9 protein-coding genes and 1 pseudogene are annotated in these 13621 nt (G+C 42.2%); 6 read left to right on the top strand and 4 right to left on the bottom strand.

The annotated features are described in order from the left end of the window. Window positions 1–548 precede the first annotated feature (548 nt). On the top strand, window positions 549–773 hold the full coding sequence (locus tag EAE90_RS02660; RefSeq protein ID WP_214052164.1) for a hypothetical protein: 225 nt from the start codon (window positions 549–551) through the stop codon (window positions 771–773). Window positions 774–988: 215 nt separating this feature from the next. Here EAE90_RS02660 and hemN read toward each other — a convergent pair whose 3' ends face one another. Both hemN and yihI read right to left on the bottom strand, forming a co-directional pair. Continuing rightward, window positions 989–2362 carry an oxygen-independent coproporphyrinogen III oxidase gene (hemN, locus tag EAE90_RS02655; RefSeq protein ID WP_214052163.1) on the bottom strand — a complete coding sequence of 458 codons (1374 nt, stop codon included), beginning with the start codon at window positions 2360–2362 and terminating at the stop codon, window positions 989–991. 193 nt (window positions 2363–2555) lie between these two features. Further along, window positions 2556–3065, bottom strand: coding sequence for a Der GTPase-activating protein YihI (yihI, locus tag EAE90_RS02650; RefSeq protein ID WP_214052162.1), 510 nt, complete (start codon window positions 3063–3065; stop codon window positions 2556–2558). A gap of 192 nt (window positions 3066–3257) precedes the next feature. On the opposite strand from yihI, the gene EAE90_RS02645 reads away from it, so the two are divergent. After that, window positions 3258–4721: an ArnT family glycosyltransferase gene (locus EAE90_RS02645; RefSeq protein WP_214052161.1), complete on the top strand. Its 1464-nt coding sequence runs from the start codon at window positions 3258–3260 to the stop codon at window positions 4719–4721. A 53-nt stretch (window positions 4722–4774) separates the two neighbouring features. On the opposite strand, the pseudogene EAE90_RS24605 reads toward EAE90_RS02645, so the two are convergent. After that, a pseudogene (locus tag EAE90_RS24605) lies at window positions 4775–4867 on the bottom strand (amino acid ABC transporter substrate-binding protein); the annotation flags it as partial. Window positions 4868–5103: 236 nt separating this feature from the next. Between EAE90_RS24605 and EAE90_RS02635 the strand changes: the two are divergent. The 4 genes from EAE90_RS02635 (at window position 5104) to EAE90_RS24600 (ending at window position 12694) form a co-directional block, all read left to right on the top strand. Then, window positions 5104–6783, top strand: a complete 1680-nt coding sequence (locus tag EAE90_RS02635; protein WP_214052160.1) for a ShlB/FhaC/HecB family hemolysin secretion/activation protein — start codon at window positions 5104–5106, stop codon at window positions 6781–6783. A gap of 29 nt (window positions 6784–6812) precedes the next feature. Beyond that, a complete protein-coding gene (locus EAE90_RS02630) occupies window positions 6813–12071 on the top strand; it encodes a DUF637 domain-containing protein (RefSeq protein ID WP_214052159.1) in 5259 nt (1752 codons plus the stop codon). Then, window positions 12034–12327, top strand: a complete 294-nt coding sequence (locus tag EAE90_RS02625) for a hypothetical protein (RefSeq protein ID WP_246550254.1) — start codon at window positions 12034–12036, stop codon at window positions 12325–12327. The genes EAE90_RS02630 and EAE90_RS02625 overlap by 38 nt, the downstream gene beginning before the upstream one ends. A 175-nt stretch (window positions 12328–12502) precedes the next feature. Then, on the top strand, window positions 12503–12694 hold the full coding sequence (locus EAE90_RS24600) for a hypothetical protein (RefSeq protein ID WP_214052158.1): 192 nt from the start codon (window positions 12503–12505) through the stop codon (window positions 12692–12694). Between the two features lie 182 nt (window positions 12695–12876). On the opposite strand, the gene EAE90_RS02615 is transcribed toward EAE90_RS24600, so the two are convergent. Continuing rightward, complete coding sequence (locus EAE90_RS02615; RefSeq protein ID WP_214052157.1) at window positions 12877–13620, bottom strand: amino acid ABC transporter permease; 744 nt, start codon at window positions 13618–13620, stop codon at window positions 12877–12879. Between the last annotated feature and the right edge of the window lies 1 nt (window position 13621).

Raw genomic sequence — 13621 nt, 5'->3', positions numbered from 1 at the left:
ATACTCAAAGAAATACGCAATATTTCAAGCTACTGTTATTGCCTCATTAAGTGAGCAAAAACTTAATTTAAAAAAATCACAACCTCTGTTGTGATTTATATTCAGACTAGTAATTATAAGGTTGGTTTAAGATGATGAAGTGGTGCCGGATTATTTTTGCGATTATTTTGTTTTACTCTCTTTTCGTTGGGATGATGCAAGTATTGTCGATCAATTTTTATGTTTTCCGTGATTACTTTGGATTGTGGGAGATTCCAGCCAAAGTGGCCGCTGTTATAGCATCTCTTTACGTTTTTTGTCTACTTGTTAAGTTTTTGCCTCTTATTATTGCTATTTTTATATGTAGCTTAGTTTTGGTGGTAAATGTATGGCATTGGTCATTATGGGTTTCGGTCCTTATACTTATTTGGCCGGTTATTGTTGTTTTAGCTTATTGCGTACTCACCAAAAGCCTGAAATATAATACATCAGACTTTTAGGAATAAGCAGGTCAGCGAAGAAGAAGTTGCTCGCGTACTTGCACATATGATGGGTGATTGAGATTATATATGAAAAATAAAATATTTAGTAAAAGGTGGTTCAAAGATCTTTTTTGTGTATTTATTAAAGAATTATTTTGGTCAAATATGTCCGTTATAGCCATTTTTATATGGGGGATTGTATCAGTGTATTTCTTCCCCGATGAATGGTGGATTGCATCTTTAATAGGAAGTATTGTAATTGTTGTTCTATTTCTTGTTCTTACATATTTAAGTGAAAGAAAAAAAAGCTAAGCATATACGCTTAGCTCGGACCGCTGACAAACCTCGTTGAAAATAACGTTTTTTTCTTTAAGACTGTAATTTAAATCGTGTAATTACCATTTTATTTAAACAGATATTAGGTAAATGAGGTTAAATGAAAACCGTAAAACCGGATATTCAAATGTAAAATAAAAAGACTTTAACGAGGTTAAAACCTTTTTATTTAAAAACCATACTCTGAACAATCAAATCACCCTTGAAAACTGATGCTGGCGAACCTGTTGGCGCAAATAAATATCAAAACACATACAAATATTACGAATCAGTAACCGACCTCGCGGCGTTACCCAGATCTGTTTCTCATTCACTTCAACCAGTCCATCGTCAACCAGTGGCGTTAATAATTGCAAATCTTCGGCGAAATAGCGGGTAAAACTCAGCTCATATTGCTGCTCAATATCGATAAAATTTAGACGAAAATTACAGATTAGCGCTTTAATAACATCACGACGAATACAATCATCTTGGGACAGCGTTAAACCACGCCATAAAGCATGCTCCTGTTTTTCTAATTCCGCATAATAGGTTTTTAACTCTTTTTGATTTTGAGAATAGCTATCGCCCAACATACTGATAGCAGAAACTCCCAAGCCTAGCAGGTCACACTCTTCCTGAGTGGTATAACCCTGAAAATTGCGATGTAATTTCCCTTCCCGCTGAGCTACCGCTAGTTCGTCATCCGGGCGAGCAAAATGGTCCATGCCGATAAACTGATAGCCATTACTTGTCAGCATTGCGATTGTTTCTTGCAATATATCCAGCTTTTGTTCGGCACTCGGTAAATCATGTTCCTTAATTTTACGTTGAGCAGCAAATAAGTTCGGCAAATGAGCATAATTAAAAATACTCATTCTATCCGGTGATAACGTTAATACTCGCTCTAGAGTGAAAGCAAAACTTTCTGGCGTTTGTTTCGGTAGGCCATAGATCAGATCAATACTGGTGGAATTAAAACCCGTTTCGCGGGCGCGAGCTACCAAAGCAAAGATAAACTCTTCATCCTGTTCACGGTTCACCAAATGCTGTACTTCTTTATTGAAATCCTGCACGCCCATGCTCAGACGGTTAAAACCTTCACTACGCAGGTGATCAATCATATCCAGTTCAATTTCACGTGGGTCAATTTCAATAGAAATTTCAGCATCTGGCAGAAAATTAAAATGGTGACGCAACAAGCCCATCAATTTACTGATTTGGTTTTTATTAAGATAAGTTGGCGTACCACCGCCCCAATGCATCTGACTCACTTTACGACCAGAAAACAACTTTGCCCGGCCACGAATTTCCCGTTCAAGCCATTGCAAATATTCATCCGCCTTATGCTTTTGACGAGTGACCAATTTATTACAACCACAGAAATAACAGAGCTTATGGCAAAACGGAATATGGAGGTAGAGAGAAAGCGGTCGTTCAGGGTAACGGGCAGCAGCCTGGATAAATGCTGCATTATCATACTGTTGATTGAATTCCAATGCCGTCGGATACGAAGTATAACGGGGACCGGAATAATTGTATTTTTGGATCAAAGGCAGATCCCAAACGATGGTTTGCTCAGACATGCTTATTCCTTCCGATGTTTTTGCCCACCAAAACGTAACGCTTTCATATGGTTAATATGTTGCGCCGTTGTAACTCTGCGCAGCCGGGTTTTACGCCGCGATAATCGCCATAGTTTACCCAATAACCATAGCAAATAACATACTATCAGTATGGTTATTAAGGTTAATCCGCCTTTGATCATGGGAGATTAAATTATTTACCTTTCAGCAGTTGCATAATGTCGTCCCGCTGCCCTTCTTCGCTCTCTTCCTCATCCAGTTGAATTCCCAACTCTTCCATCAGAGCATCAATCCGATCTAGCGTAGTATCAACATAGTCATGCTCTTCTTTAGACAGACTTTCGCCATTTTCCAGACGTTCCAGCAATGCATCCAGACGATCGTCGTTTTCCAACATGGCTAACTCTTCTTGTGGCGACAGACGTGGTTTTGTCTCAACTTTATTAGCAACGACAGGTTTTGTCGGTTGTTCTCCGACGATCAACGGAACAGGGACTTTACTGCCAAGGCGTGGATCACGTTGCTGTTTGCCCGACTGATGTTTATCACTGCTCTGCTCTTGATTACGGTTGCCGGGCGGATTGCCACGATGCTTTTTCTCACGCTTACGTGCACGCCCTTCTGCATTTAATTCTTCGCGACTTTTTCTTTTCTGCTTACCAGCAGATGCTTTGGTTGGTGCTTTTTTCTTTAACGGGTTCATAGCCGGTTACTCGGTTTGGTTTATCAGGGTATTGCTGCGCCGGAATCTAGCAGAAACCGCACGTATAGAAAAGCGTCGCGAATAACTCTTTATCTTTAAAAAAATATAGCCAAAATCTCTTATCATTCATGCATGGTTTAACCACCAACGAATATTCTATTAATCTTAACCTTCAATAAATGATCAATCGATATGCCTATTTTTGATACTTCTTGCTATAAATCCGTTTACTTGTGGGTAGTTAGTTATGCTTTGTTATGGATGATAGTGAGTTATTCATTCGACCCAACCGTGCCTTATGATGCTGTCGAAGCATTAAACTGGGGGAAAAACGGCGAATGGGGTTCACCTAAAAATCCGTGGTTAGTCGGTGTAATGATGTTGCCTGCTATCCATATAAGCGGTGTTTCATTGAGTTTTTACTGGTATTTCATTCACTTTGTTGCCATCGCGATTGGTATGCTTGGTGTATGGCATCTGGCATTTAGGCTGACAGGGAAAAAAGAGCTGGCATGGCTTGCCATGCTGACATTGAATCTGTCTGGTATTATTAACTTCGATATCATCCCATATAATGATAATTATCTGCTAATTATGCTCTGGCCGTGGATTATGTTGTTCTTTCTGCGAGCCGTGTATGACAATCCGCGTTGGTGGCTGGCATTTGCCCTCAGTTCCGGGCTGGCAACAATGGGAAAATATTCCACATTGGCACTGGTTGGCTCGGTTTTTCTGTTGACTTTATTTGTGCCTAAAGTTCGCCAATGTTACCGCCAACCCGCCCTCTATATCGCCTTGGTTATCTGGTTTATGCTGGTCCTGCCCAACTTCTGGTGGTTATGGCACAATGATTTTGCCGCCTTCAAATGGGTAGATTCACAAATAGATAGCGGGTTTAATCTACATACCACCCGATCATTATTATCAGTGTTTTATCCACTGATTATCGTTGGCATTATTATCTATCAGCTTGGCGGCCGTATTAGCTGGCCGAAGGAGCAACCGAACCGGCTGGTAAACATAGTTATTCTATTGCCATTACTGATTATCTACTGCTGGTTCTCATTCAATAAAGGCGGAAGAATGACAGAATGGCTGCACCCCTTTATGTCTGTTTCATCAGCGCTGTTGGTTGGTTCTATTACCCGTTTTCCACAAAAGTCATTACGCAATACCCTGAGAGGGCTGATTGTCGTCGCAATATTGATTGCGATGGGATATGTGTTGATTATGGCAACCAATATTCGCGGTGCGGGCCATAAATTCGAAGGCATCAAAGACTTTTCCCGGCAACTGGAACAACACTGGCATCAACTCTATCCAACTCCGCTCCATTATGTCGGAGGTGAATACTTACATCAGTGGCTGACTGTCTACGCCCCAAGTCAACCAGAAACGATCCAACCCTGGACGCTGGAAGAACAAGCACCCAATATCTACAACCGCCATGTTAAAGCCAGCGATATCGCACGTGACGGCGCTATTCTAATAGGCAAAAAGGGTAAAACTTGTGAACAGGAAGATTTTCACAGTGTTTTGCAATACTGGCCAAAATTAACAATAAGTAGCACCGAGGAGTTTCTTTTCCAGCCTGAACCTGAAACTAAGCCAATATTGGTTTGTGTAGGTTTTGTCTCACCGGAGAAATATCAGTAACTTTCTCTACAAGTTGAAAGCCTGATTAATAGGCTTTCAACATTTCATACGCTATTAGCCAATAGACCGACTAACTTAGCATCATCCTGCGTGATGACTTGCACATTGCCGTTACGTAGCGCAGCTATAGGATAATGCTCGCGCAGATGCTGCACGATTGCTAGGTTAGCTATTGCACGGAAGTTAAAAGCATTTGGGTTGGAGTAAGGAAATGATATATCCATTCCTATCACCACTTTACGGAATTTAATATATCAGATTCCCCATTAGCAGGATTAAATAACCGATCTCAATCACACTTTATACCATTCCTTCCAGACAAGAAAATAATACCACATTAGAATAGTTTAATAATGTTATTATTAAACTATCAATATTATCTATGGGAAGCCGTTTTCTTTATCACCGAAGCCTGACAGGGCTTATGCTGCTGGCAATTTCTAAACTGATCTATGCTTCAACACCGATCAGCCCTGCGGCTCAAGAAACGATCACGCAACAACAAAAAGCATTATTGCAGCAAGCCCAACAGCAACGGGAAACGCTGCGCAACAACATCACCTTATCTCCATCACCCGATGTGGCGCCGAGTACAACAGAATCTCTCTGCCACACCATTCAGCGGATTGAATTTGACGGTGCAAAAAGCCTGCCTCAATCAGTCAAACAGCACTTAACACGCCCTTATTTATCCCACTGCTTATCTTTGCAGGACATTAATGCATTGGTACGAAAAACCACTAATGCCTATATTGAACGGGGTTATGTCACTTCCCGGGCTGGACTCAGCGCACAGGATTTATCCTCTGGTATTCTCATTATTACGGTCAATGAAGGCAAAGTTGAATCAGTCAGTCTGGACGGTGAAATCCCTCTCTCGTTGAAAATGGCGTTTCCGAGCATAGTGGGTAAAACGCTTAACCTGCGAGATATTGAACAAGGTATGGAACGTTTAAACCGCCTGCCTTCTCAACAAGTGACCATTGATATTCAGCCGGGCAAACAACCGGGTTATTCCACGGTTATCCTAAAGCGAACAGCGATTCGCTTACCCATTAGTGCCAGTTTGGGTGCGGATAACAGTGGTCAAAAAAGTACCGGTACCGAGCAAATCAATACCAGCGTAAACCTGGATAATCCATTACACCTTGCGGACCAGTGGTCATTATCCGCCAGCCGCAACAGTGACTTCCGCAATAGCCATCAAAGCCGCAGCCTCTCCACCAATGTGACGGTTCCTTATGGTTACTGGTTATTCAGTTATCAATATGCATGGAATGATTCTTTTCAAAATATCCCGACGGGTTCACAAACCTATCGCTACACAGGTGACAGCCAGACTCACCGGCTGGCAGTAAACCGGACGTTATATCGTGATGGAGAACAGAAGCTGGCATTGGATATGGGGCTGACACGTCGTCGGACCACCAATTTACTGGCAGAAGAAACATTATCCATCAGCAGCCCGACACTGAACACCATCAACCTTGGCATTAATTACAGTACCGTGCTGGCAGGTAGCTATGTCACTTTCAACCCAGCGGTAAGCCACGGTTTGCAAACATTTGGCGCCACCAAAGATGATCCGCGTTTCTCAGATGCGCCACGTAGTCAATTTCGCAAATTCAGTCTGAGCGCCAGCTATTTCATGCCTGTTACAGACTCCGTTTATTACCTCTCATCGATTTACGGCCAGACCACGCCAGACAACCTTTACGCCAGCGAACGTCTCTCGCTAGGGGGACAATATTCCGTTCGGGGATTTAAAGAACAATATCTCACCGGCAACCGAGGCGGATATTGGCGCAACGAGCTGAACTGGAGGGTATCAGAACTGCCTATCTTGGGCGAACTCGCTTTAACCGCAGCGCTGGATACTGGCTGGCTACAGAAAAAAACCGGACAAATCGAGGGCGGTAATGTCACCGGCGCGGCTCTGGGCTTATCACTGACTCACCCTGGATTTAACCAGACCATCACTATTGGGAAGCCCCTCATTCACCCTGATCACCTAAAACCGGATCACTGGGTCACTTATTGGTCAATATCACTCACTTTGTAACACTTAAATTAAGAAAAAGGGAAAATGCGATGAGTAAACGCAACAACTCTGTGGCGAAAGGCACGAGTTATCTTTTAATTTACCTGACGGCAATCCAGCCGCTACACCCGGCGATTGCCGCAGGAATAACACCGGATAATAACCATACTCAGGTACAAAATCAGGGCAATGTCCCGGTTGTCAATATTGCCACGCCGAATAATGCGGGAATATCCCACAACACCTATAAAGAGTTCAATATCGCCACTCAAGGCGCCGTACTCAATAACGCCACGCAAGCGGCTAAATCACAACTGGCGGGGCAACTTAACGCTAACCCTAATCTGCACGGAAAAGCGGCGGAACTGATTATTAATGAAGTGACCGGCAGCGGACGATCTCATCTGCAAGGCCAATTGGAGATTTTCGGCAATAAAGCCAATGTGATGATTGCTAACCCCAACGGCATTACTTGTGATGGCTGTGGTTTTATCAATACTTCGAGCGCAACGCTGACCACGGGTAAACCCCAATTTGATAAACAAGGTGCACTTGAAGCCCTGAAAGTAACAAAAGGCCAAATTACCATTGGCGGAAAAGGGTTAGATGGCAAGGCGACGGATTATGTCGATATTATCAGCCGGGCAACGGAATTAAATGGAAAAATTCAGGCCAATAACCTGTCGCTGACGCAGGGCGCTAACCGAATCAGCTTAAAAGATGGCACAGTTAAACCTATCGCTGGCGAAGGAACTAAACCACAATTAGCCATTGACACCAAAGCGTTAGGCGGGATGTATGCCAATAAAATCCGACTGGTTGCCACTGAAGATGGCGTTGGCGTGAATTTAAAAGAGTTAACCAGTAACCAGCGTGATATTACTTTAAACGCCAATGGAAAAATTGAACTGGGAAATATTAAGGCTAAAACGGACCTTAATATTATTGGCAAAGAAACCCATATTGCGCCAAATATTAACGTGCAAGCAGGACGAGATATTACTCTGGCAAATACCATGTTAGATAATAAAGGTAATGTGACTACTGGCCGGGATATGCGGATATTTGGCGACACCGTGCGCAATAGCGGCAATAAAGCCTTTCTGCAAGCCAATAATAATATGTGGATACAGAAAGATGCTCAGGGGAATAAAGGTCGGTTAGTCGAGAATAGATCTGCGACGATAAAAACCGTGAATGGGGATTTGGTTATTAGGACAAAGGAGCTGAATAATATACGAGATGAATTCATTACTGAATGGAAAATAGAAACTCCATATTCAAATAAAATCGAGTATTTAGGGTTCGAGGCATTACCTGGAGGACAAATAAAAGCATATAAGCCTAAAGTTAATAAACATGAATTAAACAAATGGTTCGATTATATCGACATTAATAAAAATGATTGGGTGAATGTTGGTAGAAAAGAGTTAATATTAAAGAAAGCAGCAGCACAATCTGTTATTTCTTCTGGTAAGAATTTATTTTCTAATACAGACAGATTATTAAATAAAACAAGCTTAATAAAAGCATCAAAGAGTATTTTTCTTACTGGTACTGTTTTACAAAACATTTCAGGTTCGCTCGGTGGTATAAAAGATTTTATTAAGTTATCAGCTGATTTTGATCCCGAAAAAATCACTGATAACGGTCGCCTATTAACTCTTCAGGAGATTGCGGTTGAATTTCCATTAGGAGAAGAAGTTGTATATGATATGTTTGAATCTGAATCATATGATGACATTGATGACTCCAAGGCTAAATTTAAAAAGACAGCGACAGCTAATAGATGGAAAAACACCAATTATAACATTGCCAATATTATAGCAGGAGAAGATTTAGTTTCTGATTTTAAAGATAGTATTGATATTAACACCATACCGCTTTATGATGCCAAGAAAACCTCAGAAATTGAGAGTAGTCCACGTCCAGAAGCATTAGCTGCTAAAAATATTTTATTAAATGCAAAACAAATAAATGTTACGGATAACAATCTCAAAGCTGCTAACAAGATAAATCTTCTTGCAAATGATAATATTAACATCAAAGATGGTTCGCTTTTAGCTGGTGGCGATTTATCTATGGTGTCTGTTAATGACATCAATGCAATTCAAGGGCAAATTAAAGGTAACAATATTACCATCATCAGTCGTAATGCTGATCTGAATTTCAAAAGTAGCGAAACCCTTGGATATTTTAATCCCGACGGTACACGTAAGGTAAGTAGTCTGGAATCTGCTGGAGATTTGTCCCTAAATGCAGGTAAAGATATTCTCCTTCGCAATATGTTTTTAAGTAAAAACCAGAATATCTCTTTAGTTGCAGGCAATAATATAACTATTGATAATAACAGCACATTATTGACATATAAACGAATGGGCGATTTTATTTCCCATGACCAAAAACAAGCTTTTTTTAATCAACTGCTACCTAAAACAGGTAAACTAGATGCAAAAAATTCTGTTATCGTGAACTCCGGAGGAAATCTATCTATTAATGGCGTTAATATCTCAGCAGGAAAAAATATCCACCTGACTTCTGCAAAAAATATTGGACTAAATTTTCTCGAACTATCATCTTCATTGAGTGAATTATTTCCGTCATCCCGTTCAGCCGAATTAAGTAGCCGACTAACCGCAGGAAATAATATCAGTATTATCAGTGGCTCGGATATCAATGGTAAAGCAGCTCAAATTAATGCCAAAGGAAACACATTATTATCCGCTGGAAGCAATATTACATTACCTTCCCTTGCTTATTCTGCAATTAACAAAGCAGATTATAATAACAAAGATGACCGACACATTACGGCTCAAATCCGGGGTGATAAGAAACTGACAATCGCGGCAAATGGCGCTATCACCACAGCAGGTTCTAAATTGACTTCTGGTGGTGACGTCATACTTTCCTCCGGTGGCAATATGCGCTTCCAATCAGTGCAAAATCACACTTATCGGGAAAACGGCAGTGAATCCACCGAATCAGTGACTCAGAATGGCACTGAACTGACCAGCGGCGGCATACTGACGGTTCTTTCAAACGGCAGCATTCTATTCCAGGCCACTAAACTAGCGGCTAAAGGTGCAATGGATGTCGCCGCGAAAGGCGGTTATCTGTACGCTCAAGCGATGGAAGAATCCAACCACTATGAAAAAACAGAAACCAAACGTAGGTGGTATGGCAAAAAGAAAACCACCACACGCACCCGTCATGATGTCACGAACAAAGTCACTGAATTTACTGCTGGCGGTGATATCAATCTGTTAAGCCGGGATGACAGCACCTATGAAGCCAGTAAAATCGCCACCAATAAAAATGCCAAACTGACCAGTACTCACGGTAAAGTCAATTTTAAAGCGGTCAAAAACAGTACCTTTGAGCAGACGATTACCCATTCCAAAGGCTTTTATATCAAGCAGACGAATAAAGGCTATACCGAAAATAAATGGGTTCTTCCTGCTATTCATATCGGCGGAAAATTCACCGTGGAGGCGGCCAAAGGGGTTAGTGCGGATATCAAAGTCAAAAATGGTCAATCGTTACAGAATGCGGTATCAGTATTCGGCAATACGCCGGAAACGGCCTGGCTAAAAGGATTAAATGAACGTAAAGACGTTCAATGGAATTTAGTCAAAGATGCTTATGACAGTTGGGATTATAAAAGCCAGCACCTGAATCCGGTGGTCTCTGCGGTTATCGCGATTGCAGTCGCCGCTGCGACAGCGGGGGCCGGATTAACGGTTTCGGTTGCCGGATCAGCCGCAAGTACAGCGGGTTCAGCCGCGACGGCAGCGGGCGCTACTGCCAGCACTGCCGCCGCCATGAGTTCAGTGGCTTACAGCGCGACGGCTTCCGGCATGGCTGCACTCGCTTCTCAGGCAGCAGTAGCGTTGGTGGATAATCAAGGTGACTTATCCAAGACCTTAAAAGTTCTGGGAAGCAGCGATACGGTTAAATCAACTGTCACATCAATGGCGATTGGTGGCGCACTGGCGGGTTTTGATAACGTCATGGGATGGGATAAAGCCGCCAATGGCGCTCAAATTGACCCGGCAAAAGCGACATTGCCTAAACTGAGCAACGGCGACTGGAGCAAAGTGGCTCAACGGGTAGCGGGTCAATCCATTATCAGTTCCAGCCTTGGTACAGCCATCAATGGCGGTAGTTTTAAGGACAATTTTACCACCGCATTACTTGCCAATATTGGCAGCCAGATTAATGCCGAAGGTGCCGGATTGATTGGAAAAAACGGTCAGGTGTTAGGTTTACCCGGAAAAGCTATCAGTCATGCGGCGGTTTCTGCCCTTGCTGCGGAAATTGGCGGCGGTGATGCCAAAGGGGCAGCGGCGGGCGCATTAGCGGCAGAATTGGCAGCGATCACATTGGATAAAACATTCAATGATCCAATGAAAATTCAGGCGGGCGGCAAAATCATCGGCAGCGTCGCAGGCGCCATTGCGACCAACAGCGCCAAAGGGGCTAACAGTGGGGCCAATGCCGGGGAAATTGTTATTCTCTTTAACCACCTGAACTCCATGAATGTCTACAATCTGGTCAGAGAACTCCAGGAAGCCAATAAGCAAGGAACGCCTACCGAAGCAATCTGGAACAAATACAACAAACTGAGCGCTACACAACGGGCAGAAATGTTGTCTCACTGTGCCGGGAACGGTGGGTTATGCACACTGACCTATCAGGCTGAAATGGACGGCGGGATAAAAACAGCAGATGCTATTAGTGGCCTGAGATGGATGTTTGGCCTATCAGAAGAAGATTCCCATCGTATCAGTCAGTTTGTGACGACAGAAAACCAGAACGATTTAGGGCTGTTGTATAACTCGCTGCCAGCCTGGGAAAAAGGTGCACTAATAGCCAAAGAGGCCGTAGAATCTGTCGGTATTGGTGGTGCTATCGGCAGCAAAGCTTCGGTTGCTTCGATTGTTGGGAAGAGTCGTCATGTTGGCAACACAATAGGCTCAAGCAAAACGAAAGAAACTCAGATATGGACAGAAACGAAGAAAAAAGAGCCTGTAGCAAATGCTTACGGCCATTGGGATAAACATAAAAGTGAATTCCCTGAATATCAGAATTCAAAACAATATGTCGAAGCCACCCATAATTTTATTAAAAATCCTCCAAAAGGAACTTTAATCAAAACCCGAGCTAATGGTGATACCTTGTATTACAATCCAAAAACAAATATTTTTGCAGTAAAAAATGTGGATGGTGTCCCGAAAACAATGTTTAAACCAAATCCAGTAGGTCATGGATATGAAACAAATTTGGATTACTTCAATGCACAAAAATAATAGATTATATGTATGCCGTGTGTGTGGTGCAGAACAGTTAGATCCTCCGTGGGGTGAAGATGGTAACTCACCAACATTTGATATCTGTGATTGTTGTGGGGTGGAGTTTGGCTATGAAGACGCCACTTTAACAGCATTAAAGAATTATAGATCCAAATGGTTGGATAAAGGCGCAAAATGGAACTCCGAAAAATCCAAGCCAAAAAATTGGTCGCTAGAGGAGCAGATATCAAATATACCTAAAGAATATTTGTAAGATTTAAGAGTATGCAAATAGATTTGCGTGATATCTTGTTAATGAAATGATTATCTCCCCGTGTTAGCAGTACGCTAACACGGGGAATTTATAGCCCATCTATCAGCCAGTCGATTAATTAAACACACGTTCAAGCAAGCCCTGAGTGTTTTCAGTACCGGGAATCGATATATTCATGAGTTATCTGTTCCAAAAAAATTGCGAAATTTTCGACCTATCGTATAACAAACAGAAGACAGAAGACAGAAGACAGAAGACAGAAGACAGAAGACAGAAGACAGAAGACAGAAGACAGAAGACAGAAGACAGAAGACAGAAGACAGAAGACAGAAGACAGAAGACAGAGAATATAAATATAGCAGAATAGAGTTATTGTAATATTTTACTTATTTTAAAGGCTAATTACCACCATATTATCTAAAAAGATTATTTATTCTATTATTTCCTTATTCTCATAAAGTTATTGATTTAAATTAACATTAACAATCTCCCTATCGTTAAAATAGGGAGATTATGCTTTAAATATAGATAATTAAGTAAAAAGAAAAACTAGCATTGTGGAGCCAACACTAATTTTTCTTTCCGCCAGAAACTGAAAAGAGATATTTTCCTACGCTGTAGTGTGAAGCGGCGAACAAGATAGTTTGCTGTCAATTCCAGCGCCAAACACATCACGAAATAAATTAACGCGACAAATAAAAAGACTTCTGTCGGGTAAACCATGCTGCGGTTATTAACCTGAGTCGCCAGAAATGATAGCTCCGCCACGCCAACGATATAAGCCAGAGAGGTATCTTTTATCAGCGCAATCCACTGATTAATAAAGGAAGGTACCATCATGCGCAACGCTTGTGGCAAAACAATGTACCAAAGTACCTGCCAACGGTTAAAACCTAATGATAACCCTGCTTGCCACTGACCGGCGCCAATCGCAAGAATCCCCGCTTTCACCCCATGAGCCAAGTAAGCCGATGTGATCAGCGCCAGAGCGCAAACCACGGTGGTAATTTCTGGAATTTCCACACCAAGCATCACAGGCAACAGGAAGTAAGTCCAGAAAATCAGCATAATGACGGGAATGGCACGGAAAAAGCCCAATACCGCCGCTAACAAATTAACCCAAAAGCCTTTCAACATTGCCAAAGCAATACCAGCAACCGTACCCAATACAATAGAAATCGCCCCGGCTATCAGGCTAATCATCAATGTCAACGCCGCCCCTTCAAGAGGACCATCAGGATACGTACCTAACAGTAGATAGCGCCAGTTTTCTACAATGACTGAAAAATCCATT

The sequence above is a fragment of the Photorhabdus caribbeanensis genome (assembly GCF_018448885.1).
GTDB classification, from domain to species: Bacteria; Pseudomonadota; Gammaproteobacteria; order Enterobacterales; family Enterobacteriaceae; genus Photorhabdus; species Photorhabdus caribbeanensis.
The sequence above is the reverse complement of the archived record's forward strand: the minus strand, read 5'-3'. Positions and strand labels throughout refer to the sequence as shown.